Genomic DNA, 26438 nt, shown 5'->3' with positions numbered 1-26438 from the left:
CCGGTGCGGCCGAGCCGTTGATGTCAGGTTCGTGCTCGGACGACCGGGAATCCTGGCCACGCATATGCGGAAGAGTATCGAGCATCGGAGATCATCAAGCCGGTATGACCGGATCCGTTGCCCTTTTCGTTGCTCTTGTGGGCTGAATGGGGCCTTTGCTGGCTCAGCCGGGACGGCGTCCGGTGAGCGCGCGGGACTCCAGCGCCGGGTAGACGGTGACATCCGTGATGCTCACCGCGGCCTGGGTGAGCTTCTTCTGTTCCGCCTTGCTGGGCGCGTGGCCGTCCTTGTACTGGAACCACAGCAGCACCGCGTAGTGGCCGAACCGCCAGGCTCCGGCGTTCGCCTGGCCGCTGCCGAGGGCCTTGGTGACGTCGTCCTTGCCGGGGAGCGGCTTGACGTAGTCCTCCAGCTTGCCCCCGGCCGCGGCTTCGACGACCTTGGTGGCGCCGCTGCCGTTCGACAGGTTGGCCACGCCCACCGTTCCGATGATTTTTCCGGACTTGTCGCGGAAGCTCGCCCGCAGCATCTGGGTGCACTTGGCCGACGACAGCGCCTTGGTGAGCTTGTCGCCGGTGGCGCCGTTCTTGCAGGACTTGTCGCTGCGCCGGACCGTCATCTCGTAACTGCCGTCCTTGGTGGTGATCTTCTTGCGGGCGAACAGCTCGTTGAGCGTCAGCGGGTACTTGTCCGTCTTGCGCGAGGCGGCGAAACCCTCCTTGCCGCCCGGCGCGGCGGGTGCGACCGGGGCGCCCACCGACGGCGCGGGCTCCGTCGTGGCGGTGGTGTCCGAATCCCACGACGCCATCACGGTGAGCCCGTACCCGCCGGCGGCCAGCAGGAGCAGCGCGGCGACGGCGTAGTAGATCGGCCGGTACGACCGCGGTCCCTCGTCGTAGGGGCTCCACATGTCCCGGCTACGCCGTTCCTGGGGCACCTCCGACTTCTTGCCGTCGCGGCGCTTGCCCTCGGGCAGACCGAAACCCAGCTCCCCGCCCTCGGACTCCTCCCGGTCGTCGTCGATCCGCGCGAAGGGCCCCGTGCCCCCCGCCTGCTTCGCCGCCCTGCGCCCGGACGGCCCCGCGCCCTCGGGAGACTGCGCGGCCTGCGGGCCACCGCCCCGGCCGAAGGGCCCGTCGTCCGGCCCCGCGCCGAAGCCACCGGTCTTGTCCGCCCCCGAACCGAAGGACCCGGTGCCATCCGCCCCCGCGCCGAAGGAACTCGTCTTCTCCGCCCCCGCGCCGAACGAACCGGTGCCGTCCGGCCCCGCGCCGAAGGAGCCGGTGCTTCCCGGCCCCGCGCCGAAGGAGCTCGTCTTGTCCGTCCCCGCGCCGAAGGAGCCGGTGCCGTCAGGTCCTCCTCCGCCGAAGGGCGCGCCGTTCTCCGGGCCGGTGGGGCGGCCGAAGGAGCCGGTGCCCTCTGAGCCCGTGACCCGTCCGAAGGAGCCGGTGCCCTCCGGGGCGCGGGTGGACGGTCCCGTGCCCTCGGGCGCGGGGGTGGTGCCGGTGATGCGGGCGAAGGGGCCGGTGGCGGCGAAGTTGGCGGCCGGGTCTTCGGCGGGCGGCGAGCCGTACGGCTGCCCGGCGCCCGGAGACGGCTGCCCGAAAGGATCCTGGGACGGCCCGCCGAAGGGATCGGCAGGCCCCTGGCCGAAGGAGGACGGCTGACCGGAGGACGGTTGGCCGGGGGAGGGCTGGCCGAAGGGGTCGGAGGGGCGGCCCGGCGTGGGCGTCCCCTGGCCGAAGGCGTCGGGTCGGCTGTATGTGCCGGTCTGTGCCTGGCCGAAGGCGTCGGGCCGGCTGTATGTGCCGGTCTGCGCCTGCCCGTACGGGTCGGTACCGGGTTGCGCCTGTCCCGACGAGTCGGCGCCGGTGGCGGGCTGGCCGAAGGGGTCGGTGCCGCCACGGGGCTGACCGAAGGGGTCGGTGCCACGGGGCTGGCCGTACGGGTCGGTGCCCGAGCGGGGCCGGGCGTACGGGTCGGCTCCGGTCTGGGGCTGGCCGAACGGGTCGGTGCCGCTGCGCGGCTGGCCGAAGGGGTCGGTGCCGCTGCGGGGCTGGCCGAACGGGTCGCCGCCGGGGAGCGGTTGGCCCTGGGGGCCGGACGGCGGCAGGCCGGGGGACGGGGGACCGCCGGCGTCGGGGCGCGGGCGGCCGTAGGTCTGGCTGAGGCCGCCGTCGTACGTGCTCCCGGAGCCGGACCCGGGGAAGCCGGGCACGGAAGAGCCGGGACCCGAGGAGCCGGGGCCCGAGGAGCCGGGACCGGAAGGCCCGGGCCGGTCCGGGCGGGACGGCTCGGAGGGTCGGTCGTGCGTGGAGTCGAACCAGCTCTCCCCAGGAGGGGACGAGTCGGGTCCGGCGTACGGCTGGCGGCGCGGCGGTTCCCCGGGAAAGCCCATGCGGTCGAGATTAACCGTCCAACAGAGCTGAACCGGTCACGAATACCCGAAATCCTGCGTCCACCACGGGCCGCCCGCCCCGTCCGAGACCCCTACGCCGATGGCGACGAGGTCGCAGTTCACGATGTTGTTCCGGTGGCTCGGGCTGCCCATCCAGCCGCGTACGGCCTGGGAGGCGCTGGAGTAGCCGCGGCCGATGTTCTCGGCGCCGCCGCTGCGGTAACCGGCCCGCTCCATCCGCTTCCACGGGGAGCTGCCGTCCTTGGAGTTGTGCGAGAAATAGTCGAACGCCGCCATGTCGGCCGAGTGGCCCTTGGCCGAGCGGACGAGCCGGGAGTCGACGCGCAGCGGCCGGCAGCCCGCCTTGCGCCTGGCGGCGTTGGTGAGCTTGACGACCTCGGACTCCACCGGGCTCAGCCGGCCGTCGGCTTCGTCGTCACCGAGGTCGGGGCCGATGACGGTGCCGCCGCCGTCGGTCCCGTAGGAGCCGTCGATGCTGTTGCGCGGGGTCTTGGAGACGCTGACGGTCGGGCGCGCGCGCTGACTGCGGCGGGGGACGGCCGTGGGGCGGACGACCTCGCCGAGCGGGGCGCGGGTCTTCTCGGCGCGGACCTCGGCCTGCGCGCTCGGCGTGGGGGTGCCGGGGGCGGCGTTGTTCAGGAAGACCTGTTCCGGCGCTTCGGAGCCGGCCGAGACGCGTCCGATCACGATGCCGCTGATCAGCGCGGAGATAAGAAGGCAGGCGAAGACGCCCACGTGGTTCCGGCGTCGGCTGGGCCGCTGGGTGTGCCGGGGGTGAGGGGTCTGCCACATACCGCAGTCAACGATAGAGATGTTAGGTCTTGGGGAAGAAGAGGTTAGCGGGAACGAGATGCAACCGTTTGTCCACTCCCATCGAGAAATCCGGGATTTTGCGCGGTCTCGCCCGCCGTACCGGCCCCGGTAGACTGCTGTACGGATCGCCGGGTTTCCTCCGCGTCGCTTTGACCCATGAGCGTCACGGCCGGTAGTCTGCTAGTTCGTTGTGTGCGAGTCGGTCCTTGCGTGACCGAAGCGCGGCGCGTCCGGCGTCATCTCCCGTAGTGCGGAGACGGAAGGTCCGGGCCGTCGTGTGCCCGCACCCTCCGACCAGAGCTGTCACATCCGACAGCGCCGAAGACGCGAGCAAAGAAGGCTTACGACCGTGCGCACGTACTCACCGAAGCCCGCCGACGTCCAGCGTCAGTGGTACGTCATCGACGCGACCGATGTCGTCCTGGGCCGGCTGGCCAGCCACGTCGCGACGCTGCTCCGCGGTAAGCACAAGCCGACCTTCGCCCCGCATGTCGACACCGGTGACTTCGTCATCGTCGTCAACGCCGACAAGGTCGCGCTGACCGGCAACAAGCTTGAGCAGAAGAAGGCATACCGCCACTCGGGCTACCCGGGCGGTCTGCGCGCCGTGCCCTACAGCGAGCTCATGGAGAAGCGGCCCGACCGCGCCGTGGAGAAGGCCGTCAAGGGCATGCTCCCGAAGAACGCCCTCGGCCGGAAGATGGCCAAGAAGCTGAAGGTCTACGCCGGTGCCGAGCACCCGCACAAGGCCCAGCAGCCGGTTCCGTTCGAGATCACCCAGATCGCCCAGTAGCACCGTTGGCCGACGGCTGACGTCCGAGTAACCGAAAGTAAGAGGAGAACCGTGGCCGAGCCCACCGGTGTCGAGACGCCCATCGAGGGCGAGCTGGAGGAATTCTCCAGCGAGGAGTTCCCGTCCGAGTACACCACCGAGTCCGCTGGCAGCAGTGAGGCCGCCGTCCGCAAGCCCATCACGACGGGCAACTCGTACGGCACCGGCCGCCGCAAGGAGGCCATCGCCCGGGTCCGCATCGTTCCGGGCACCGGCAAGTGGACGATCAACGGTCGGTCGCTGGACACCTACTTCCCGAACAAGGTGCACCAGCAGATCGTCAACGAGCCCTTCGTGACGCTCGGCGCCGAGGAGCAGTTCGACGTCATCGCCCGCATCGACGGCGGCGGCGTGACCGGCCAGGCCGGTGCGCTGCGGATGGGCCTCGCCCGTGCGCTCGCCGTGCTCGACGTCGAGACCAACCGCCCGCCGCTGAAGAAGGCGGGCTTCCTGACCCGCGACGCGAGGGCCAAGGAGCGGAAGAAGTACGGCCTCAAGAAGGCCCGTAAGGCTCCGCAGTACAGCAAGCGTTGACGAGCCGTCTTTTCGGCACCGACGGGGTACGTGGGGTCGCGGGCCGCGACCTCACGGCCGAGCTCGCCCTGGACCTGTCCGTCGCGGCGGCGCACGTCCTCGGCGATGCGAGCGCGTCCGAGGCCACTGGGCGGCGTGACCGCCCGGTGGCCGTCGTGGGCCGGGACCCGCGTGCCTCCGGTGAATTCCTGGAGGCCGCCGTGGTCGCCGGCCTCGCGTCGTCCGGGGTCGACGTGCTCCGGCTGGGCGTGCTGCCCACCCCCGCAGTGGCCTATCTGACGTCCGCGCTTGGCGCCGACTTCGGCGTCATGCTGTCCGCGTCCCACAATCCCGCGCCGGACAACGGCATCAAGTTCCTCGCCCGCGGCGGCTTCAAGCTGCCCGACGCGGTGGAGAACGAGATCGAGCGGCGGCTCGGTGAGAAGTGGGACCGCCCGGTGGGAGCCGCCGTCGGCCGCGTCCGAGAGGCGTACGGCGAGGCCGACCGCTATATCTCCCACCTGTTGACCTCCCTGCCCCGCGGCCTCGACGGGCTGAACGTCGTGGTCGACTGCTCCCAGGGCGCCGCCCACATGGTGGCCCCCGAGGCGCTGCTGCGCGCCGGCGCCACGGTCGAGGCCATCGGCGCCCGCCCGGACGGGCTGAACATCAACGCCGGGTACGGCACGACGCACATCGAGCGCCTCCAGCAGGTCGTCGTCTCGCGTGGCGCCGATCTCGGCGTGGCCTACGACGGCGACGCCGACCGGTGCATGGCGGTCACCCACACCGGCGAGGTCGTCGACGGCGACCAGATCATGGCCATCCTGGCGATGGCGATGCGCGCCGAGGGACGGCTGGCGCACGACACCGTCGTCGCCACGGTCATGTCCAACCTCGGCTTCAAGATCGCCATGCGTGACGCCGGGGTGAAGGTGATCGAGACGGCCGTGGGCGACCGTTACGTCCTGGAGGCGATGAAGGCCGGGGGGTACAACCTCGGCGGGGAGCAGTCCGGGCACGTCCTGCTCCTCGACCACGCCACCACCGGTGACGGCCTGCTGACGTCGCTGCACCTGCTGGCCGAGGTGGCCAGGCAGGGCCGCACCCTCGCCGAGGTGGCGTCGGTGATGACCCGCCTGCCGCAGATCCTGGTGAACGTGAAGGGCGTCGACAAGGCCAAGGCCGCACAGTCGGCCGAGCTGAAGGCGGCCATCGCCGACGCCGAGGCCGAGCTGGGCGACGAGGGCCGGGTGCTCATCCGGCCCAGCGGCACCGAGCCCATGATCCGCGTCATGGTCGAGGCCGCCTCCGAGGCCCAGGCCAAGGAGATCGCCGCGCGTCTCGCCGACGTGGTGAGCACCACCTGCGGCTGACATCGCCCTGACCGCCCGTGTCCCCTTCCCGGGGGCACGGGCGGTTCGGTGTCACTCGTCGCCGGTGACGGAGAAGGACCGCAGGCGCTGCCCGGTCCACAGCAGGGCGCCGACGGTGACGATGATCAGGGCCGGGATCGCGAAGCCGAGCGTGACGTCGGTGCCGACGAACGCCGAGCCGGAGAGCCGGTCGGCGATGGCGTTGGCCCACTGCTGGACCGAGAACTGCCGGGCGCCCGGCACCAGGCCGCCGACGAGGCCCTCCCAGACCAGGGCGTAGGCGAGGCCGATGGTGACCGCGTGCCGGGTGAGGGTGCCGAGCAGCAGGAACACCGCCGCGTAGGCGATGCCGCCGACCAGGGCGCCGAGGCCGAAGCCGACCGCGATGTTCTCCTCGTTCCGCACCAGCAGCCAGGCCGCGACATAGGTGGGCAGCGCGGCGAAGACCGCCAGCAGCGACGCCGCCACCAGGAACTTCGTCAGCGCGATGACCGGGCGCGGGATCGGCTTGGCGAGCAGGTGCACGATGGTGCCGTCGTCGATCTCCGGGCCGATCACCCCGGTGCCCGCGATGAGGCCGGTCAGCGGCAGCATCGTGCCGATCGCGAACGTGCTGAGCAGGGTGCCGGCCGTGGCCTCGTCGGCGCTGCCGACCAGGCGCAGCAGCACGGCCAGGCCGATCAGCACCAGAGGCAGCAGGAGCAGCAGCCAGATCCTGCGCCGCCCGATCACGGCCCGATAGCTGATCCCGGCGACTGTGGTGTTCATCAGGTGCTCCGGGTGATGAGGTAGGAGAAGACGCTTTCGAGGTCCTCGTCGGCCGGGGAGACCTCCCAGACCCGCACGCCGGCGTCGCGGGCGACCCGGGGGAGGAGCCAGGTGAAGCGCCGGAAGTCGACCGCCTGCACTTCGAGGCCGGTCCCGGCGAGGGAGACGGCGCCCGCGGAGGCGTCGGCGATGAGGGCGGCGGCGAGGCGCCGGTCGTCGCTGGAGCGGACCTTGAACAGGTGCGGCCGGTCGGTCATCCGCCGGCGGATCTCCCTGAAGTCACCGGAGGCGGCGTGCCGCCCGGCCACCATGACCTCGATGTGCCCGGCGACCCGCTCGACCTCCTCCAGGATGTGCGAGCTGAACACGATCGTCTTGCCCGCGGCGCCCATCGCCTTGACGAGGTCCATCAGGTGCAGGCGCTGGCGGGGGTCCATGCCGTTGAACGGCTCGTCGAGCAGCAGCACCTGCGGGTCGTGCACCATGGCGGCGGCGACCTTCACCCGCTGGCGCATGCCCTTGGAGTAGGTCTCGATGCGCCGGTCCTTGGCGGCCTCCATCTCGACCGTGGCGAGCGCCCGCCTGGCGGCCTCCACCGGGTCGGGCAGGCGGTGCAGCTTGGCGCTGGAGAGCACGAACTGCCAGCCGGTGAGGAACCCGTACACGGCCTCCCGCTCCGGGACCAGGCCGATCAGCCGGTAGATGTCGTGGTTGCGCCAGACGGGCCGACCGTTGAGCGACAGCGTGCCGCCGGAGGGGGCGAGGAAGCCGGCCATCATGTTGAGCAGGGTGGACTTGCCCGCGCCGTTGGGGCCGAGCAGTCCGGTCACGCCGGGCCCGATCGTCATCGTGACGTCGTTGACCGCGACCACGTTGCCGTACCAGCGCGACACCTGCCGCAGCTCGACGGTGGCGGGGCCGGTGGCCGGCGGGGTGGGTACGGCTTGCGCGGTCATGCCGAGGCCGCCTTCCGGTAGCGGGCGGCCAGGGCGAGCAGGCCCAGCGCGACCCAGCCGAGCACGCCGAGCAGGGCGACGGGTCCGCCGGCGCCGCCGGGGTAGGGGAACGGTGCGGCCGGCTCGCTGCCGAACAGCCACACCTGGACCGCGTCGACGAGGAAGAACGGGTTGATCAGCAGCATCCACCCGGCGGTCGCCCGGTCGGTGAGGGACGCGAACACCCCGGCTAGCACGGTCGAGACGCCGGAGGCGAGCAGGTAGAACGCGATGACCGAGGCGACGCCGAGCCCGCGCCTGGGCGTGAACGAGGCGATGGCGAGGCTCAGGGCGGCCAGCAGCACGGCATAGATCACCGATGTGGCCAGCGCCCCGAGGTATTCGCCGGTGCGCGGCGGGCCGGGCATGTTCACCAGCAGCTCGCCGACGAACGTCACCGTGATCGGCGTGGCGATCAGCAGGAGCACGGCCGCGATCATCGCGACCACCTTGGCGCCCACGTAGTCCGGCACGGTCACCGGCCGGGACAGGTAGAGCGGCAGCACCCGGAAGCGCAGGTCCGGGGCGACGAGGTAGGGCGACTGGGCGGCCAGGAAGATCATGACGACCGGCTGCATGAGCGTGACGTAGTTCGAGTAGCCGATCGAGCGCTGCTGGGCGAGCGCCATGACCGCGATGGCCACGACGGCGGGCAGCAGCATGACGATCACCAGCAGGAAGGGCACGATCTTGGAGCGGGCGGTCCTGCCGAGCCCGAAGGCGCCGCGCAGGCTGTGCACGACCAGCGCGGTGAACGCGTGCCGCCGGCCGAGCCGCGCGCCCTCGTAGCGGCGGTAGCCGATGTCGTGGATGACTCCGGTGCTCATGCGGGACCCCGCCCTGTCGTCGCCATGTCGTCGTCCGCGCGGCGGGGCTCGGCCGCCGAGTCGCGGAACACGTCCTCGATGCGCCTGCGTCCCTGTTCCAGCCGGATGAGGGACAGGTCGAGGTCGCACACCGCGTCGCGTACGGCGTCGTAGGTCTCGTCGCCGCGCACCTGGACGGCGAGCAGCCGCCCGTGCGGGACGACGCTCTCGCCGAGCTCGCGCAGCCGCGCGGCGAGGACCGTCTCGCCCTCCTCCACCTCGACGGTCACGGTCTGGGTGGCCTCGGTGAACTCCGAGATCGACGAGGAGCGCAGCAACCGCCCGCCGTCCACGACGATGACGTGGTCGCAGACGCGTTCCAGCTCGCCGAGCAGGTGGGAGGTGACGAGCACGCTGATGCCGAACTCGGCGCCGATCCGCCGGATCAGGGCGAGCATCTCGTCGCGGCCCTGCGGGTCGAGGCCGTTGGTCGGCTCGTCGAGGAAGACCAGCCGCGGGTCGTGCACCAGCGCCTGGGCGAGCTTGACCCGCTGTTTCATGCCGGTGGAGTAGCCGCCGATGGACCGGTAACGCTCCTCGTGCAGGCCGACGTGGCGCAGCGTGTCCGCGGCCCGCTCCCGGGCGGCCGTGCGCGGCAGGCCGGACATCTGGGCCATGTGCACGACGAACTCGGTGGCCGACACGTCCGGCGGCAGGCAGTCGTGCTCGGGCATGTAGCCCACGGCCCGGCGGATCTCCGGGGCCTGGGTGGCGATGTCCATGCCGAGGACCTGGGCGGTGCCCGCGGAGGGCTCCAGCAGGCCGAGGAGGATCTTGATGAGGGTGGACTTGCCCGCGCCGTTGGCTCCGACCAGGCCGGTGACGCCGGGGCCGACCGTGACCGTGAGCCGGTCGAGGGCGGTGACCCGGGGAAATCGTCTGGACAGCCCCTCGGTGGCGAGGATCGTCGAGCTGCGCATGGTTCCGAAGGCTACCGCCGCGGCCCCCTGGCGTACCTCGTCCGAACGGACGAAGCCCGGGTCATCCCCGGGGGCGGGTCTCCGTCATCAGGGTGCTCCTGAGGCGCTGCGGGGCGCTCCTGCCGTAGCGCGACCACAGGAAGCGCTGGATGTACAGGGTGGCGGTGCCGGCGACGGCCATGGCCGCGATGTTCATGGCGAGCTGGGCCAGGGAGCCGCCCACGTCGTCCCAGTCGCCGAGCGCGACGGCCAGCGCGACGTAGCCGGCCGCGGGCACGGTGGTGACCGAGATGAAGACGCCGACCAGCGGCGAGGACTTGCCCGCCGTGATCGACAGGACGCCGGCCGCCCCGGCGAGCACGGCCACGATGAACGACCAGCGGTCCGGTTTGACGATGAACTGCACCGCCTCCCGCTCGGACAGCATCCCCGGGTCGAGCCAGCCGAGGCCGCGGGAGACGAAGGCGCAGGCGAAGGTCACCGCGATGCCGAAGGCGAACCCGACGAGCAGGGTGCGCAGGGACGAGCCGATCAGCCCCCACCTGCGGCCCAGCAGCCCGAAGCAGATGGCGGTCACCGCGCCGAACTCCGGCCCGAGCACCATGGCGCCGACGATGAGGACCGTCGAGTCGACCACCACGGCGATCGCCACGAGCTGCACGGCGATGGCCATGAAGGCGAGGAACGCCCAGGTGGTCCTGGACTCGGACGCGGCCCGGTCGGCGAGCTCCTCCCAGATGACCGCGTCGTCGCTCTCGCCGGGCGCCTCCTCCCGGGCCTGCTCGGCGACCTCCGACACCGACAGGTCCACCCGCTCGACCGCGATGGAGCCGACGGAGTCGAGGCGGAACTCCTTGAGGCGGGCGATCACGTCGTTGGCCGCCTCGCGGGCGACGTCGCAGATCAGCAGGTCGCCCGCGGGCCGCCTGGCGGCGCCGGGGAGCACGGCGAGGTTGGTGACGCCGGTGGCTTCGGAGAGGTAGCCGGTGATCTCCTCGGTGAGCGACGGCGGACTGATCACTCGCATGTGCAGCACGTGGCGACCTCGATCAGGTACGGCGCAGCCGCACCCGGCGCACGGCGTGGTCGGCGCTCTTCTGCAGGACGAGCCCGGCCCTGCCGCGGGTCGGTGCGATGTTCTCCACGAGGTTGCGTTCGTTGACGTCGCGCCACACGTTCTTGGCGAACTCGGTGGCCTCGTCGTGCGGCATGTCGGCGACGTACTTGAAGTAGGACTTCGGGTCGGCGAAGGCGGTGCGCCGGAGCTTGTGGAAGCGGTCGATGTACCAGTCGCGGACGTCCTCGACCTTGGCGTCCACGTAGATGGAGAAGTCGAAGTAGTCGCACACCGCCAGGGAGGTGGGCGGGGCGGGCTGGAGCACGTTGAGGCCCTCGATGATGAGGATGTCGGGCCGCCGGATCGTCTGGACGGCGCCGGGCACGATGTCGTACCCCAGGTGGCTGTAGACCGGCGCGCTCACCTCGGCCGCGCCCGCCTTGACCGCGGCGACGAACCGCACCAGCGCCCGGCGGTCGTAGCTCTCGGGGAAGCCCTTGCGGTGCGTGATGCCCCGGTCGGCCAGCACCTGGTTGGGGTAGAGGAAGCTGTCGGTGGTGACGAGCTGGACCTTCGCGTGCTCGGGCCAGCGGGCCAGCAGCGTGTGCAGCAGCCGGGCGGTGGTGGACTTGCCGACGGCGACGCTGCCCGCGATGCCCAGGATGTAGGGCGGCGGTGACGTCTTCTCGCCGAGGAAGGCGCTGACCGCGGCGCCGCGCTGCCTGGCCCCGGTGAAGTGCAGGTTGAGCAGGCGGGTGAGCGGCAGGTAGATGTCGGTCACCTCGGCGAGGTCGATGGGGTCATCGACGCCGCGCAGCTCTTCGAGCTCGTCCTCGGTGAGGGTGAGCGGGGTGTTCTTGCGCAGATCACGCCACTGCTCGCGGCTCAGCTCGACGTACGGCGACGCCGTCACCGCGGGAGACCCGTTGACCATGAACGGAAGCCTACTGACCGGCCGCCGGACGGTGCCCGGTGGGTCCGGACATGTCCACACCCTGTGGATAAATTCGGGGGATTATGGGCGACCCATTTGGGGTAATGCCTGGTCAGGGTAACGGGATGACGTCCAACTGGCGACCAAATCGGAGATTTCGGTTAACGAGCCGTAAAGCGGGTTCGCCGCCTGTGGACAACGGGCCGCACGCCGTCGCGTCGGTGATCGACGAAGGATAACGTCTGCGTCATGCGGACCGCGTACACCTCGGACCAGATCAGGACCGCCGAGCGGGCTCTCATGGCCCGGCTGCCCGACGGCACGCTCATGCAGCGGGCCGCCGCGGGGCTGGCGGTCCACTGCGCGGCCGAGCTGCGCCGGGCGCGCGGCGTCTACGGCTCGCGCGTCGCCGTCCTCGCCGGCGGCGGCGACAACGGCGGAGACGCGCTCTACGCGGGCGCCAGGCTCGCAGCCAGGGGCGCCCGGGTGGACGCGGTGCTGGCCGGGTCGCGGACCCACGAGGGCGGCCTCGCCGCCCTGCGCGCCGCCGGCGGCCGGGCCGTGCCCGCCGGGAGCGACGCGGCGCGGCGGGCGGTCGAGCGGGCCGACCTGATCGTGGACGGACTCGTCGGGATCGGCGGCTCGGGGGCGCTGCGCCCGCCGTACGCGGAGCTGGTCTCGCTGGCGGGCGGCGCACGGGGCCGGGTCGTCGCGGTGGACGTGCCCAGCGGGGTCGCGGCGGGCACCGGGGAGGTCGAGGGGCCGGCGGTCAGGGCCGCGGTCACGGTGACCTTCGGCGCGCTCAAGACCGGGCTGCTCACCGACCCCGGCGCGGAGCACGCGGGCCGGGTGGAGCTGGTGGACATCGGCCTCGGGCCTTATCTGCCCGGCCCCGACGCGACCGCGCTCACCGACGCCGACGTGGCCGAGCGGCTGCCCAGGCCGGGCGCGGAGTCCGACAAGTACCGCAGGGGAGTGGTCGGCGTCGCGGCCGGCGGGGCCCGGTTCACCGGCGCGGCCGTGCTCGCCGTGGGCGGCGCGGTCCGCTCGGGGGCGGGCCTGGTGCGCTATGCCGGGCAGGAGACGCCCGTCGGTTACGTCAGGGACCATTGGCCGGAGGCGGTCGTCACCACGCTCGCCCCTGGCCAGGGCGTCGAGGAGGTGGGCCGGGTCCAGGCGTGGGTGGTCGGCCCCGGTCTGGGCACCGACGACGACGCCCTCGCCGTGGCCCGCTCCGTGCTGGCGACCTGCGTCCCGGTCGTCGTGGACGCCGACGCGCTCACCCTGGTCGCCCGCGAGCCCTCCCTGCTGCGGCGCGGCGCGCCCGTGCTGCTCACCCCGCACGCGGGGGAGCTGTCCCGGCTGCTCGGCGTGCCCAGGGAGGCGATCGAGGAGCGCAGGGTCGAGCACGCCCGCGAGGCGGCGGCGCGGCTGGGCGTGACGGTGCTGCTCAAGGGGTCCACCACGGTGGTGGCGGAGGAGGGGCTGCCGGTGCGGGTCAACGCCACCGGCACGCCCTGGCTGGCCACCGGCGGCACCGGCGACGTGCTGTCCGGCGTGGCGGGCACGCTTCTGGCGGCCGGGCTGAGCTGCTACGACGCCGGATCGTGCGCCGCCCACCTGCACGGCTCCGCCGCCCGGATCGCCGCCGACGGCGCTCCGATCGCCGCGGGAGACGTGGCCGGGGCGATCCCGGCGGCCATCCGGGCCGTCCTCGGCGGCGGCACCGGGCGTCATGCAGCCTCATCGGCCTGAGATGCCTGCCAGACTGGGAAGATGAGTTCTCCGATCAGCTTTCCCGTGGCGGCCCCCAGCCAGGCGCGGGTCGACCTGGCCGCGATCCGGCACAACGTCGGGCTGCTGCGCGAGCACGCCGGGGGAGCCGAGACGATGGCGGTGGTCAAGGCCGACGCCTACGGTCACGGCCTGGTGCCCTGCGCCCGCGCCTGCCTGGAGGCCGGCGCCGGCCGGCTCGGCACGGCGCTGCCCGCCGAGGCGCTCGCGCTCAGGGCGGCCGGGATCACCGCGCCCATCCTGTCGTGGATCATCACCGGCGGCGAGCGGATGGACGACGCGCTGCTCGCCGACGTGGAGCTCGCCGCGGGCGCGGTCTGGCTGCTGGACGACCTCGCCGCCGCCGCGGCGCGCACCGGTCGCACGGCCCGGGTGCACCTGAAGATCGACACCGGCATCACGCGCGGCGGCGCGACGGCGGCCGAGTGGCCCGCCCTGCTGGACCGGGCGCTCGCGCTGCGCGCCGAGGGCCTGATCGAGATCACCGGTCTGTGGACCCACATGGCCTGCGCCGACATGCCCGGCCACCCCTCGATCGACGCCCAGCTCGACGCCTTCGACGAGGCGGTGGCGGTCGCGGAGAAGGCCGGGGCGGCCGGTTCACAGGTGATCCGGCACCTCGCCAACTCGGCGGCCACGGTGACCCTCCCCCGTGCCAGGTACGACATGGTCCGGCCCGGCATCGCGGTCTACGGCCTGAGCCCGATCCCCGAGCTGGGCGACTTCGGGCTGCGCCCGGCGATGACCCTCACCGCCAGGATCGCGCTGGCCAAGCGGGTCCCCGCCGGCACCGGCGTGTCGTACGGGCACCTGTACGTCACGGAGCGGGAGACGACGCTCGGCCTGGTCCCGCTCGGCTACGCGGACGGCATCCTGCGCCAGGCGACCAACACCGCCGAGGTCCTCGCGGCCGGCCGGCGCAGGCGGATCGCGGGCCGGGTCTGCATGGACCAGTTCCTGATCGACGTCGGCGACGACCCGCTGGCCGCCGGGGACGAGGTCGTGCTGTTCGGCCCCGGTGACCGGGGTGAGCCGACCGCTCAGGAGTGGGCGGATTCCCTCGGAACGATCACCCATGAGATCGTGACGAGGATCGGTGCGCGGGTGCCGCGCGTTTACCGGTAGGGAGCATTGGCAGGAAGGTCATGGCGGTTCGGAGGACATCACCGGGGGTGGCCTTGGCTAAACGTGACATTCAGGGCACAATGCCCCAAACGTCGCATGTCCGGCAACCATCGGAGGGCGGACATCGCGAGGTGGCTGGGAGGCCGGGATGAGGACACGGCGGAGGATCGGGATCGCCAGCGCGATCGTGGGCGTCGCCTCCGCGGGCGTGGCGTCGGCCGCGCTCGCCAAGCGCTATGCCGTCGGGCGTATCCGCCTCGGGCCCGACCCCGAGGCGCACGAGCCGTTCGGCGAGCTGCACGGCCGCGAGACGCTGGTCACCACGTCCGACGGCGTGGAGCTGCACGTCGAGGTGGACGGGCCGGAGGACGGCCCCCTGACCGTGGTCTTCTGCCACGGCTACACCCTCAACCTCGAATCCTGGCACTACCAGCGCCGCGACCTGCGCGACACCTGCCGCATGGTGCTGTGGGACCAGCGCTGTCACGGCCGGTCGCAGCGCACCCCGGCCGAGGACTGCACGATCGACCGGCTCGGCGACGACCTGGCCGAGCTGCTCGAAGCGCTGGTGCCGGGTCCCTGCGTGCTGGTCGGCCACTCCATGGGCGGCATGACGATCATGGCGCTGGCCGACCGGCATCCCGCGCTGTTCGCGGAGCGGGTCCGCGGCGTGGCCCTGATCTCCACCTCCGCGGGCAAGCTCGCCGAGATCTCGCTCGGGCTCCCCGCGTTGCTCGCCAAGGCCGTGCACAAGGTCGTGACGCCCACCGTCTCGGCGCTGGGCCGGCGCGGCACCCTGGTGGACAGGGGCCGGGAGGCGGGCACCGACCTGTCCTTCCTCGCCGTGCGGCTCTTCGGCTTCGGCGACTCCAAGAGCGTCAGCCCGACCGTCGTCGACTTCGTCGAGTCCATGATCCGCTCGACGCCCACCGAAGTGATCGCCAACTTCTACCCCGCGCTCATGTCGCATGACAAGCTGTCCGCGCTGGACCTGCTCACCGACGTGCCCGTCGCCGTCATCGTGGGCGACCGGGACTGGCTGACCCCGCCCGACCACAGCAGGGCGATCGCCGCGGCGCTGCCCCAGGCGCAGCTCACCGAGGTGCCGGCCACGTCGCACCTGATCCAGCTTGAGCGCCCGACCGTGGTGAACGACGCGCTGCGCGACCTGTTCAAGCGGGCAGCGGGAAAGGAGGGCCCATGACCAGACCGGTGGCCACCGCCGAGGAGATGAAAGCCTTCGGCGCCGAGCTGGCCGGGCTGCTGGGACCCGGTGACCTGGTGGTGCTGTCCGGGCCGCTCGGCGCGGGCAAGACCACCCTGGTCCAGGGCCTCGCCGACGGCCTCAGGGTGCGCGGCCCCATCACCTCGCCGACCTTCGTGATCGCCCGGGTGCACCCGTCGCTGTCCGGCGGCCCGGCCCTCGTGCACGCGGACGCCTACCGGCTGGGCGGCGAGCTGGAGATGGACGATCTCGACCTGGACGCCTCGCTGGACGACTCGGTGACCGTCGTCGAGTGGGGCGAGGGCCTGGCCGAGGGGCTCGCCGACGACCGCCTGGAGATCTCCATCGAGCGCGCCGGAGACGGCGACGAGCGCACCGTACGGCTGCGCGGCGTCGGCCGCCGCTGGTCCGACCTCGCCGTCAACTGAACCTCCGGCCAGAGTTGCGTTTTCCGCCGTCGCTCCCGGCGGAATCCTGGCACGCTTGACCTCAGTCCCACTTGGTATAGATCATCGACATTGAAGATCGCTTGATGCGGGTCGCCCTGATTTTTCTGGGTATCTCGTCAGAAGCGGTCGGGTCGGACGGTGAATGGAGCGCGCGGTGTCAAGGGTCAGGCATGTCGCGGTTTTAGGGACCGTTCTAGGAGCCGTCGCCGTGTTCGGCATCACGGGATGCACGGCGGAGGCGGGCACGGGCAACCCCTCGGGGGCGCCGACCACTCCTGCCGCCCCCGCCGATCCCAGCGGCGCGGCCCGCGAGCCGATCGAGGTCCGGCTGAACCCGGACCGGGTCATCGCCGGGGAGCGTTCCTCGGTCTGGGTCCTCGCCAACTGCCCGGTGCCCACCGCGGGCCCGGACCTCAGCGGCACCGCCAACTCCGACGCCTTCCTGCGGGCCGTCACCCTCGATCCGGTGCCCCCGCCCACCCCCACGGCCACCCCGACCGGCACCGCCACCGGGGCGCCGCTGCCCTGGGTGCGCGGCGAGGCCACCGTGTCGCGGACCGCCGATCGCGGCACCTACGACGTGGAGGTGCGCTGCGAGGGCACCAACGACTCCGGCACCGCGCGGCTCCGGGTCGCGGCCGAGCCCTCGGTCGTGCCCACCAGGGCGCCCCGCGCCGGCGGCGGCGGCACCGCGGCCAGTGGCCCGCAGGAGGAGTCCGGCATGAACCCGGCCGGGCTCGCGATCGCCGCCGTCCTGGCGGGCGGCGTCGCGGTCGCCGTCGTACGGCGCCGCCGGTCCTGAGTCCACGGCATGGCAGGTTCCTCCGGGTGGACCAGGATCGTCGTCGCGGGTGTGATCACCGGCTTCATCCTGGTCGCCGTCAGGTCCAACACGACGGATGACGCCGAGACGCCGGCCCGGGCCTCGGTCGTGCCGCGCAGCCTGGACATCCCGGCGCTCAAACTGGAGGCGCCGCTGATGAAGCTCGGCATGACCGACGACGGCGAGGTCGAGCTCCCGCCGTACGAGAAGCCGAAGACGGCGGGGTGGTTCGAGCACAGCGCGGTGCCCGGCGACGAGGGCGCCTCGGTGATCATCGGGCATGTGGACACCAAGACCGCGCCCGCCGTCTTCTACCGGCTCAAGCACATGCGCAAGGGTCAGAAGATCCGGGTCGAGCGCAGTGACGGCAAGGTGGCGGAGTACCAGGTCGACTCGGTGGAGCAGGTGCACAAGAACGACTTCCCCGCCCGCCGCGTCTACGTGGACGAGGGTCTGCGCCTCGTCACCTGCGGCGGCACCTTCGACTGGTCCGACCACCAGTACCGCGACAACGTCATCGTCTACGCCTCCATGGTCGCCCCGGCCCGCTGACCGCCGGGGGCGGAAGAGACCGGGTGGTGGTCAGGACCGGCTAGGCTTGGCGTTCGTGCTGGTCCTGGCCTTTGATACCGCGACCCCCGCTGTGACCGCCGCGCTGCACGACGGCGAGCGGGTGCTCGCGGAGTCCACCACCGTCGACGCGCGCCGCCACGGCGAGCTGCTCGCGCCCGCCGTCCAGGAGGTGCTGCGCGCCTGCGGCGCGGCGCTGGACGAGGTCACCGCCGTCGTCGCGGGCTCCGGCCCCGGCCCCTACACGGGGCTGCGCGTCGGCCTGGTCACCGCCCAGGCGCTGGCCACCGCCCTCGGCGTCCCGGCGTACGGCGTGTGCACCCTCGACGCGGTCGCCTACGGCAGCGGGCTGTCGGAGCCGTTCGTCGTCGCCACCGACGCCCGCCGCAAAGAAGTCTTCTGGGCGCGCTACGCCGACTCCCGCACCCGCCTGTCCGGGCCCGCGGTGGACCTGCCGGGCGAACTGCCCGCGGGGCTGCCGCTGGTGGGCGCGGGCGCGCGGCTCTACGCCGGGATCCTCGGCGAGGAGCGGATCGTCGCGGGCGCGCCGGAGTACCCGTCGGCGGGCGCGCTGGCCGCGCTGGCCGCCGAGCGGCTGGCGGCCGGCGCCGAGCTCCCCGCCCCGCTGCCGATCTACCTGCGCCGCCCCGACGCCAGGGTGCCCGGCGCCCCGAAACGGGTGACGGCGTGACGCCCGGCGGCGTGGTCCTGCGCGGGATGACCTTCGACGACCTGCCCGCGGTGCTGGCGATCGAGGAGAGCACCTTTCCGCTGGACGCGTGGAGCGAGGGCATGCTCCGCGGCGAGCTGGCCGACCAGCCGCGCACCCGGCACTACGTGGTGGCCACGGTGGCCGGGAAGATCGTCGGATACGCCGGCCTGGCCGCCGCCGGCGACCAGGCCGACGTGCAGACCATCGCGGTCCTGGCCGAGCACCAGGGGACCGGCATCGGCGGCGCGCTGCTGACCGAGCTGCTGGCCGAGGCCGGGCGCAGGAGCGTCGACGCGGTCTTCCTGGAGGTGCGGGCGGACAACCCGCAGGCACGCGCGGTCTACGACCACTACGGATTCGAGAGGATCGGTGTCCGGCGCGGTTACTACGACGACGGCACCGACGCGATCATGATGGTGAGGAAGCTCAATGGCTGACGAACCTCTGGTGCTCGGCATCGAGACCTCCTGCGACGAGACCGGCGTCGGCATCGTCCGCGGCCACACCCTGCTGGCCAACACGATCGCCTCCAGCGTGGAGGAGCACGCGCGGTACGGCGGCGTGGTGCCGGAGGTGGCCTCGCGCGCGCACCTGGAGGCGATGACCCCCACCGTGGAGCGCGCGCTGGAGCAGGCCGGGCTGCGGTTCGCCGACATCGACGCGATCGCGGTCACCGCCGGCCCCGGGCTCGCGGGCGCGCTGCTGGTCGGCGTCGCCGCCGCGAAGGCTTACGCGCTGGGCCTCGGCGTGCCGGTCTACGGCGTCAACCACCTGGCCGCGCACGTCGCCGTGGACCAGCTCGAACACGGCCCGCTGCCCAAGCCGGCCATCGCCATGCTGGTCTCCGGCGGGCACTCCTCGCTGCTGCTGGTGCCCGACGTCGCCCGTGACGTGATCCCGCTCGGCTCGACCGTGGACGACGCGGCGGGCGAGGCGTTCGACAAGGTCGCCAGGGTGCTCGGCCTGCCGTTCCCCGGCGGCCCGCACATCGACCGCGCCGCCCGCGAGGGCTCGGGCACGGCGATCGCCTTCCCGCGCGGCAAGTACGACGACGGCACGCTCGACTTCTCCTTCTCCGGGCTGAAGACGGCGGTCGCCCGCTGGGTGGAGGCCAGGGAGAAGGCCGGGGAGTCCATCCACGTGCCGGACGTCGCGGCCTCCTTCCAGGAGGCGGTGGTGGACGTGCTGACCCGCAAGGCGCTCACGGCCTGCCGCGAGCACGGCGTGCAGGATCTGCTCATCGGCGGCGGCGTGGCGGCCAACTCGCGGCTGCGCGCCCTGGCCCAGGAGCGCTGCGACGCCGCCGGCGTACGGCTCCGCGTGCCCCGGCCGGGACTGTGCACGGACAACGGCGCGATGGTGGCCGCGTTGGGCGCCGACCTGGTGGCCGCCGGAGTGACCCCCTCCGCGCTCGACCTGCCCGCCGACTCCTCCCTGCCGGTCACCGTCGTCAACGTGTGAGCCGGCCGCCGGGAGGCGCGGTCAGTCCTTGCCGGCGCGCACGGGGCGCAGCAGCGCTTCGGCGAGGGCGAGCATGGTCTCCTCCAGGGCGCCGAGTCGGCGCGTGAGGTCGGCGTGCGCCGGCACCACGATCTGGCTCAGCGCCTCGGTGAGCCGCTCGGCGTCGGGACGGTCGCGGACCGCGTCCATGAGCGCCCCGGCCGCCTCGCCGAGCGCGTCGAAGCGCTTGGTGTGGTCGTCGCTCTGTGCGGCGAGCAGCTCGCCGACCCGCTCCCGGATGTTGAGCGCGGCGGGGAGCTGGCCGATCCGCTGGTTGACCGCCTCCACCCGGTCGTCCACCGCCTCCAGGTGCTCGGTGGCCGCCTCGGCGTGCGCCGACAGGGTGGTGAGCCGGCCGTCGAGGCCGTCGAGCCGCCCGGCGAGCGCGCTCTCCACCTCCTCCAGCCGGCCGTCGAGGATGTCGAGCCGGTCGTCGTGGTGCACCGACGCCTCCACGACCCGCCCGTCCACGGTGCCCACCCGGGTGTCCACCACGGTGAGCCGCTCGTCGAGCGTGGTGAAGCGGCTGTCCACCCGGCCGTCGAGCGCGGTGAACCGGCTCTCCATCCGCTCGCCGAGCGCGTCGATCCGCTGCGCCTGACCGCCCAGCCGCTCGTCCACCTCACTCAGCCCGGCGTCCAGGCCGGAGAGCTTGGCGTCCATGCCGCCGACCCGGCCGCCCAGCTCGGCGATGCCGGTGTCGACGCCGGTCAGCCGGGAGTCCATCCTGCCGAGCGCGTCGTCCAGGCGCTCCTCCAGCACGCGGCCGAGCCGCTCGTCGAGGTGCCCGGAGATCGTGGCGGCCGACTCGTCCAGCCGGGCGGCCAGGCCGTGCAGGCCCTCCTCCACCCGCACGGTGCGCGCGGTGAGGTCGGTCACCGACTTGTCCAGGCGGGAGAAGCGCTGGGTCGCGGAGTCGACGCTCTCCTGAAGGTGGCCGAGGTGCCTGGCGAACTCGCCGATGCGCTCGGAGATGCCGACGGTGCCCTCGACGATCGTCTGCAGCCTGGCCAGCGCGGAGTCCATGCTCTCGCTGACCGCGCTGACGTCCGCCCACAGGCTGGGCAGCTCGGAGACCGGGGTGACCTGGTGGCCGACGGAGTCGACCCGGTCGCCGACGGCACGCACCGTGTCGCCCACCGTGTCCACGTGGTCGCGGACGGCCTCGACATGCTGCGCGAGCCCCTCGGCCCACTCGGGCGGCCGGGTGCTGATCTCGTCGAGCTTGCCCGTCACGGTGTCCAGCGACCCGCTGAGCCCGCCCAGCTCGCGCTCGCGCACCTCGCGGAGCAGCCACTCCATGCCTTCCAGCCGCTGGCGGATCTCGTCGAGGACCGCGCCCTGCGTGCGCTGCTCGTACACATGGTCCTGGGCCGCGCGCGCGAGCAGCTCGCGCATGCGGTCCGATATGGCGGTCTGGCTGCCCGCTTGGAGCAGGGTGCGGTTGGAGTGATCCACCGGAAGCTCCTTCACTCGCCGACGGCGGGCGGCGCACCGGTGGGATGATCGCGATCATCGAAGCCGAGGACGCCCGCCGGCAATGAAACAACGGGAAAGGCCCGTGGCCCAAGACTTTAGCCGTCGTGGGGTAGGGCGTACACCAGTAATGGAAAAGGCCATGATTAACGGGAGATTGTCCCGTTTAACTGGGTACTGCTTTGCTCAAGGGAGGACATCGGTTCGCAAAGCAGTGCGATTGGTTTGTCCGAGATGCGAGTCAAGACCACGACGAGCGAATTGTCCCCGGATAGTTTGAGGTCCTTCCGCAGGCGCTCGATGTCCACGGCGGAGCCGCGCTTCTTCAGGGTGACGTTGCCGACACCCCGTTCTCTCAGTGCGGCCCGCAATCGCTTACCGGAAAAGGGCATCATTTCCACTATTTCGTAGCATGACGCCCACGGGGTGGAGACGCGATCGTCCGCGGTGATGTACGCGATGTGCGGGTCGAGCAGCCGCCCGCGCACCATCGCCGCCACCTCCGCCACCAGGTGCGCCCGGATGGCGGCGCCGTCGGGCTCGTAGAGGTATCTGCCCGCCTTGCCGTGCTCCGCGGGCCCGAGCCGCGGATCGGCCACCAGCGTCTCCCCCGAGGGCAGCAGCGTCGCCCTGCGGGTGAACGGCTCGCCGCCCGTGCCGTCCCATCCGTCCGCGGCGCCCGTGCCGCCCGCGAGCGTCCCCAGCCAGAGCGCCGCCTCCTTGACCTCCCCCCGGTAGGAGACCCACTCGGCCTCCGCCCCGGCCGGCACGAACTCGTACGGCAGGCCGGGTGCGACCTTGAGGCACGCGCCCGGCGCCGCCCCGGCCAGCGCCAGCGCCTCCGGCAGCGTGGGGGAGTAGGCCAGCGGGTCGAACACCCGCCTGCCGGAGACGCGCCGGGCCGGGTCGAGGAAGACCACGTCGTAGTCGCCCGGGTCGGCGTCCTCCGCGCTCGCCGTACGGATCCGGGCGCGCGCCGAGAGGCCCAGGGCATCGGCGTTCGCCGCGGCGACCGCCGCGGTCAGCGGGTCGCGATCGGCCGCGTCCACCGCGCAACCTGCCCTGGCCAGCTCGATCACGTCGCCGCCGATGCCGCAGCACAGGTCGGCGACCCGCGGCCCGGAGCCGGTCACCTCACGGCCGGGGGCGGAGCCGGTCATGTCACGGTCGGGGGCGGTGCCGGTCATGTCACGGTCGGGGGCGGTGCCGGTCATGTCACGGTCGGGGGTGGAGCGGTCGGCGGATCGCGGGGCCCCGGAGGCGGGGGTTCGGGGGGCGCCGGAGGTGGGGGTTTGCGAGGGGCCGGAGGCGGAGGGGTGGGGGGCGCCTGAGGCGGAGAGGCGGCGGGCACGGTGGGCGGCGACCTCGGGGCGGGTGGCCTGTTCCAGGCCGGCCGGGGTGAAGTACATGCGGGCGGCGTCGGCGCCGAACTTCGCCGCCGCCCGCGCCCGCAGGCCCGCCTGGACCAGCGCGGCCGAGGTCAGATCGGCCGGATGGGAGCGGCGCAGGGTGCTCGCGGCGGTCACCGGATCGGTCCTCGACACGAGTTCCCCGGCTTCGGCCAGGGCCCGCTGCCCGTGGTCGGTCAGGAGCTCAAGAAATGTGTCAAGGTTCATGTTCCCGACGTTATCGTCACCCGGCGCCCGGCTGTGCCGTGGACTGCTGAGCGGCTGGACAAACATCCCCATTCGGGACATTGATTGATCAACATGTCTAGAGCGCTCAAGTCAAATCCCTCGCCACGCAAACAGGTAGCAAGAGACTCGTACCCGGTAAATGGCTGCCCTCGTTTGCCCTATACGGCAGAGCGGTATTGATGACGACGGAAGTCGATATGGCGGGTCGATTGATCCCCTTGGATGCGATCAAATCCCGTCTGAAGAGCGCGATTCATGGAGTTGCACCAGAATGATTAAGAAGATCGTTACCGCCGGTGCGCTGGCGACCGCCCTGGGTATGAGCTGCGCCCAGGCATATGCCTCTTCGACCCCGGTCGGACCGGTCGAGGGTAATCCCCCGAACGTGCACGTGCTTTACCACATCTACCTGTGCGGTGTGACCAACGTCAACACCGGCGACAAGTGGGCGTCCAAGATCTACGAGTACGCCGACGAGAAGAAGCCCGGCAGCCACTGCAACAACCACGACTCCTTCAAGAAGGCCGAGGACTTCCTCAACAAGAAGGTCGAGATCGAGGACTCCTTCAACAAGACGGCCCAGGACTTCAACAACAAGAAGGTCGAGGAGTCGTTCAACAAGACGGCCGAGGACTTCAACAACAAGAAGATCGAGGATTCCTTCCAGAAGACGGTGGAAGTCGAGGAGTCGTTCAACAAGAACTCTCTGAACAAGGACTCCCACGACAAGGGCTCCTTCTACAAGGACTCCTGCCACCGGCAGAACTACTACAAGAACTCCTGCCACAAGGAGACCTTCAACAAGGACATCGAGAACTCCTTCAACAAGGACATCGACGAGTCCTTCAACAAGGACAGTGACAAGTCCTTCAACGACGACAACAAGTTCGACGAGTCCTTCAACAAGGACAGCGACAAGTCGTTCAACGACGACAACAAGGTCGTCGACGAGGACACGCACGTGAACTGGTCGGACGACGACAAGTGGTCCTTCCACAGCGAGAAGAAGTGGTCCGACGACGACAAGTGGTCCTTCGAGGACCACAAGGACGACCACCACAAGGACGACCACAAGAAGGACGACCACAAGAAGTGGGACGACGAGGCGAGCGGTGACTTCGCCTGGGCCGGCGTCTGAGACAGCGCAAGATCATGGGGGGCCGGCGCACACGCGCCGGCCCCTTCGTCGTGGCCCCTGGTCCGCGCCGCCCGGGTGGACGGGGGCACGGATGTTCAGGGGACTGGGCGCTTCCGGGGGCGAAGGCGGGTGCCGGGGCGCCGGGGCGGTCACCGTTCACCCGGTGCGCGCCGAGCCGGTCGGAGAGCGGGGCTCGGTTACGTCGGCGGGCTGTTTCAGCCTGCAATTTGCCGTGGCGACAAGAGCCTTGAAGGCAAATGTCGCCGTAGAGGTTCTGATGGAGCGGGTCCGTTTCATAGCGATACGGTAAGCCCGATATGCCGTTCTTGTTGTGCTAAATCATGCTGACTAGTGCTTGATGATTCTTTACCGCTATTCGCTTGACCATTGTGCCGTCTGTCCGTTCTACTAGTTAATGGCTCGATCCTCGGATGAGTGGCGAGTCGGACTATTAGAGCGATATCGATCGGATAACACATATGTTCAGGAAGCTTCTAGTCGCTGGTGCAGTTGTCTCGGGGTTCGCGGGCCTCGCCTCTCCTGCTCAGGCGGGTGGCCACTGGCCGCCTCCGGACCACGACAACATCTCGACGCAGTCCGGCAACACCGCCGTCTGCGGTAACGAGACCATCGGCGACATCACGCTGGGCCTCATCACCCTCGCCCCGGTGACGGCCACCGGCAACGAGCCGGTGAACTGCAACTTCACGGTTAACCAGCACTAAGGGCGAGTCGATGGGCCTCGCGGCCGGCGGTCTGCTCCGCGGAGCGATGATCCGGGCCGGGGTGCGCGTGCGGAGGCGACGGGAGGGTCGTCCGGTTTCCCGGGACGCGCGGTTTTTCGGCCCGACATCGATGACGTAAAGATATTTCTTCCGGAGGATTCGGTCATTTCGTGAGGTAAGCGCAAGGAATGCGGGCGCCGCGGCAGACAGCCGCGGCGCCCGCTTCTGTGTTCGCCCGATGTACGCACCGGAGTGTCGGCGCGGGCGCGGCTCCGGTGAAACCGGTGGGGGAGGCAGGGCGCGCGAAACGTTTCCCGGAAATCGTCGTCGCTACACCTCACATTCACGCTAAGAGAGCTTCGGAGGTGATTTGACGTTTCTTTAAGGTTTGGCGGCGGCTGTTGGCTTGCTATCCGTGTCGCCCGTCGGTCTACTTGCTGTCTGGCTCGTACCTCTGGCGCGAGCCGAATCCTCAGACCGAGATCGATCGGGAGATTTAAATGCTCAAGAAGCTCGCACTTGGTGGGGCCGTCCTCACGGCCTGGGCCGGACTGGGCCTCGCCACCCCTGCCCAGGCGGACGCTCCGTGGCCCAAGCCGGGTGGCGACAACGTCGCCGCGCAGGCCAACAACGTTGTCGTCTGCGGCAACAAGGCCATCGGCGACATCTCGATTCCGCTTATTCCTCTCCAGCCGGTGACTTTCAACAACACCCAGCCGGTGGACTGCAGCATCCGGGCCTACCAGAACCAGGACTAGGCCCTGCCGGGAATCAGCGAAAGCTGATCGGCCGCGGGAGGCCGGCACCGACGGGGCCGGCCGCTTGCGGATCGCCGATCCGCCTTCCGGGGGAAGGCGGATCCTCCCGCCGGACCTGGCCGGCTTGTTCGAGACCGGCTCATGGGACGGCCACAGGCGCTGCGCTCGATGTGAACGCAGGGCTTAGAGGCTCTCTGGAACGTCTCCTCTTCAGGAGACGAGTCGGCCTGCTGGTTGGCGTTCAGGCTGGTGGACACCGCGACGGCGTCGCGGTGTCCACTTTTTTTGTTCGCGCGGATCCGGGGGCCGGCGGGGGCGGAGGCAATTCAGAAAGTGCTCGTTGTATAGGTTGACCGACATGTCGTATTTGCGGCAAGAGTGAATGTGTCAGGCTCTTGGGAATCTCGCCGGTTATTTGATTTTTCTTTAATCCGATCGATCGGTTGTCGGCTTGAGATTCCTCGCGTGGATGGGTCTACTGGCTTTGGGCTCGTCTTTTTGGTGCGAGCCGAATCCTCAGACCGAGATCGATCGGGAGAATTAGATGCTCAAGAAGCTCGCACTTGGCGGAGCCGTCCTCGCGGCATGGGCCGGGTTGGGGCTCGCCCCCGCTCACGCGGCTGCGCCGTGGCCCTGGCCGGAAGGCGGCGACAACACCGCCGCGCAGTCCAACAACGTGATTGTCTGTGGCAACCAGACCATCGGTGATATCGCGGTCACGCTGCTCAACCTCGCCCCGGTGACGTTGAACAACAAGAAGCCGGTGGACTGCAGCATCCGCGCCTACCAGGATCAGGACTGAAAACTGCGGAGGTCGGCGCAAGCTGATCGGACCGCCGGGGCCGGCGTCGATGGGGCCGGCCCCCGGCCGTCCGCGGATCGCCGAACCGTTTTCAGGGAAGGTGGGGCACTACGACGTCGGTCGTAGTGCCCCCCTTTTTTTGTTTTGGGGCCGATAACACGATACGGAGGAATGTTTCTTGCGGGACCGGTCAAAACGGGCCTTGCGCGCT

General features: G+C 71.1%; 26 protein-coding genes. 16 read left to right on the top strand and 10 right to left on the bottom strand.

Going from position 1 to position 26438, the window contains the following annotated elements; all coding sequences use genetic code 11:
- Positions 1-163 precede the first annotated feature (163 nt).
- Positions 164-2398 (bottom strand): hypothetical protein, encoded by a 2235-nt coding sequence (locus tag QSK26_RS03600; RefSeq protein WP_285773477.1) that lies wholly within the window; start codon positions 2396-2398, stop codon positions 164-166.
- A 36-nt stretch (positions 2399-2434) separates the two neighbouring features.
- The gene (locus QSK26_RS03595; RefSeq protein WP_285773476.1) at positions 2435-3211 is read right to left on the bottom strand and encodes a CAP domain-containing protein; all 777 of its coding nucleotides are present in this window, start codon (positions 3209-3211) and stop codon (positions 2435-2437) included.
- Positions 3212-3581: 370 nt separating this feature from the next.
- Between QSK26_RS03595 and rplM the strand changes: the two genes are divergently transcribed.
- The 3 genes from rplM to glmM are packed head-to-tail and all read left to right on the top strand — an operon-like array spanning position 3582 to position 5953.
- A complete protein-coding gene (rplM, locus tag QSK26_RS03590; RefSeq protein WP_285773475.1) occupies positions 3582-4025 on the top strand; it encodes a 50S ribosomal protein L13 in 444 nt (147 codons plus the stop codon).
- Positions 4026-4076: 51 nt separating this feature from the next.
- A complete protein-coding gene (gene rpsI, locus QSK26_RS03585; RefSeq protein ID WP_285773474.1) occupies positions 4077-4598 on the top strand; it encodes a 30S ribosomal protein S9 in 522 nt (173 codons plus the stop codon).
- Positions 4595-5953, top strand: a complete 1359-nt coding sequence (gene glmM / locus QSK26_RS03580; protein WP_285773473.1) for a phosphoglucosamine mutase — start codon at positions 4595-4597, stop codon at positions 5951-5953. The genes rpsI and glmM overlap by 4 nt, the downstream gene beginning before the upstream one ends.
- Before the next feature lie 51 nt (positions 5954-6004).
- On the opposite strand, the gene QSK26_RS03575 is transcribed toward glmM, so the two are convergent.
- The 6 genes from QSK26_RS03575 to coaA all read right to left on the bottom strand — a co-directional run bounded on the left by QSK26_RS03575 (position 6005) and on the right by coaA (position 11493).
- Positions 6005-6721, bottom strand: coding sequence for an ABC transporter permease (locus tag QSK26_RS03575; RefSeq protein WP_285773472.1), 717 nt, complete (start codon positions 6719-6721; stop codon positions 6005-6007).
- Positions 6721-7677 (bottom strand): ABC transporter ATP-binding protein, encoded by a 957-nt coding sequence (locus QSK26_RS03570; protein ID WP_285773471.1) that lies wholly within the window; start codon positions 7675-7677, stop codon positions 6721-6723. Before QSK26_RS03570 ends, QSK26_RS03575 begins: the two co-directional genes overlap by 1 nt.
- Positions 7674-8543, bottom strand: a complete 870-nt coding sequence (locus QSK26_RS03565; RefSeq protein ID WP_285773470.1) for an ABC transporter permease — start codon at positions 8541-8543, stop codon at positions 7674-7676. Before QSK26_RS03565 ends, QSK26_RS03570 begins: the two co-directional genes overlap by 4 nt.
- Positions 8540-9502 (bottom strand): ABC transporter ATP-binding protein, encoded by a 963-nt coding sequence (locus tag QSK26_RS03560; RefSeq protein WP_285773469.1) that lies wholly within the window; start codon positions 9500-9502, stop codon positions 8540-8542. Before QSK26_RS03560 ends, QSK26_RS03565 begins: the two co-directional genes overlap by 4 nt.
- Positions 9503-9563: 61 nt before the next feature.
- Positions 9564-10529: a DUF389 domain-containing protein gene (locus tag QSK26_RS03555; protein WP_285773468.1), complete on the bottom strand. Its 966-nt coding sequence runs from the start codon at positions 10527-10529 to the stop codon at positions 9564-9566.
- Between the two features lie 22 nt (positions 10530-10551).
- Positions 10552-11493 (bottom strand): type I pantothenate kinase, encoded by a 942-nt coding sequence (gene coaA, locus QSK26_RS03550; RefSeq protein WP_285773467.1) that lies wholly within the window; start codon positions 11491-11493, stop codon positions 10552-10554.
- A 249-nt stretch (positions 11494-11742) separates the two neighbouring features.
- Here coaA and QSK26_RS03545 point away from each other — a divergent pair, with 249 nt between their 5' ends.
- From QSK26_RS03545 to tsaD, 9 genes are all read left to right on the top strand, one after another.
- Positions 11743-13248 (top strand): NAD(P)H-hydrate dehydratase, encoded by a 1506-nt coding sequence (locus QSK26_RS03545; protein ID WP_285773466.1) that lies wholly within the window; start codon positions 11743-11745, stop codon positions 13246-13248.
- Positions 13249-13269: 21 nt separating this feature from the next.
- Positions 13270-14412: an alanine racemase gene (gene alr / locus QSK26_RS03540; protein ID WP_285773465.1), complete on the top strand. Its 1143-nt coding sequence runs from the start codon at positions 13270-13272 to the stop codon at positions 14410-14412.
- Between the two features lie 148 nt (positions 14413-14560).
- A complete protein-coding gene (locus QSK26_RS03535; RefSeq protein WP_285773464.1) occupies positions 14561-15616 on the top strand; it encodes an alpha/beta fold hydrolase in 1056 nt (351 codons plus the stop codon).
- Entirely contained in the window at positions 15613-16065 is a 453-nt protein-coding gene (gene tsaE / locus QSK26_RS03530) for a tRNA (adenosine(37)-N6)-threonylcarbamoyltransferase complex ATPase subunit type 1 TsaE (protein ID WP_285773463.1), read from the top strand. Before QSK26_RS03535 ends, tsaE begins: the two co-directional genes overlap by 4 nt.
- Positions 16066-16294: 229 nt before the next feature.
- Positions 16295-16888 carry a hypothetical protein gene (locus tag QSK26_RS03525; RefSeq protein ID WP_285773462.1) on the top strand — a complete coding sequence of 198 codons (594 nt, stop codon included), beginning with the start codon at positions 16295-16297 and terminating at the stop codon, positions 16886-16888.
- 9 nt (positions 16889-16897) lie between these two features.
- Positions 16898-17461 (top strand): class F sortase, encoded by a 564-nt coding sequence (locus QSK26_RS03520; protein WP_285773461.1) that lies wholly within the window; start codon positions 16898-16900, stop codon positions 17459-17461.
- Positions 17462-17516: 55 nt separating this feature from the next.
- Positions 17517-18170: a tRNA (adenosine(37)-N6)-threonylcarbamoyltransferase complex dimerization subunit type 1 TsaB gene (gene tsaB / locus QSK26_RS03515; RefSeq protein WP_285773542.1), complete on the top strand. Its 654-nt coding sequence runs from the start codon at positions 17517-17519 to the stop codon at positions 18168-18170.
- Between the two features lie 26 nt (positions 18171-18196).
- Positions 18197-18628: a ribosomal protein S18-alanine N-acetyltransferase gene (gene rimI / locus QSK26_RS03510; protein ID WP_285773541.1), complete on the top strand. Its 432-nt coding sequence runs from the start codon at positions 18197-18199 to the stop codon at positions 18626-18628.
- A complete protein-coding gene (tsaD, locus tag QSK26_RS03505; protein ID WP_285773460.1) occupies positions 18621-19652 on the top strand; it encodes a tRNA (adenosine(37)-N6)-threonylcarbamoyltransferase complex transferase subunit TsaD in 1032 nt (343 codons plus the stop codon). Before rimI ends, tsaD begins: the two co-directional genes overlap by 8 nt.
- Positions 19653-19673: 21 nt before the next feature.
- Here the strand turns inward: tsaD and QSK26_RS03500 are convergent, their stop codons facing one another.
- A complete protein-coding gene (locus tag QSK26_RS03500) occupies positions 19674-21149 on the bottom strand; it encodes a hypothetical protein (RefSeq protein WP_285773459.1) in 1476 nt (491 codons plus the stop codon).
- Between the two features lie 164 nt (positions 21150-21313).
- Positions 21314-22783, bottom strand: a complete 1470-nt coding sequence (locus tag QSK26_RS03495; RefSeq protein WP_285773458.1) for a class I SAM-dependent methyltransferase — start codon at positions 22781-22783, stop codon at positions 21314-21316.
- A 406-nt stretch (positions 22784-23189) separates the two neighbouring features.
- Here QSK26_RS03495 and QSK26_RS03490 point away from each other — a divergent pair, with 406 nt between their 5' ends.
- From QSK26_RS03490 to QSK26_RS03475, 4 genes are all read left to right on the top strand, one after another.
- The gene (locus QSK26_RS03490; RefSeq protein ID WP_285773457.1) at positions 23190-23942 is read left to right on the top strand and encodes a hypothetical protein; all 753 of its coding nucleotides are present in this window, start codon (positions 23190-23192) and stop codon (positions 23940-23942) included.
- 479 nt (positions 23943-24421) lie between these two features.
- Complete coding sequence (locus tag QSK26_RS03485; RefSeq protein ID WP_285773456.1) at positions 24422-24667, top strand: hypothetical protein; 246 nt, start codon at positions 24422-24424, stop codon at positions 24665-24667.
- Positions 24668-25167: 500 nt separating this feature from the next.
- Positions 25168-25425 carry a hypothetical protein gene (locus QSK26_RS03480; protein ID WP_285773455.1) on the top strand — a complete coding sequence of 86 codons (258 nt, stop codon included), beginning with the start codon at positions 25168-25170 and terminating at the stop codon, positions 25423-25425.
- Between the two features lie 544 nt (positions 25426-25969).
- Positions 25970-26227, top strand: a complete 258-nt coding sequence (locus QSK26_RS03475; protein WP_285773454.1) for a hypothetical protein — start codon at positions 25970-25972, stop codon at positions 26225-26227.
- Positions 26228-26438: the final 211 nt, after the last annotated feature.

The sequence above is a fragment of the Microtetraspora sp. NBRC 13810 genome, from assembly GCF_030268685.1.
Lineage (GTDB): Bacteria > Actinomycetota > Actinomycetes > Streptosporangiales > Streptosporangiaceae > BSRQ01.
This window is presented reverse-complemented; position numbering and strand designations above follow the sequence as displayed.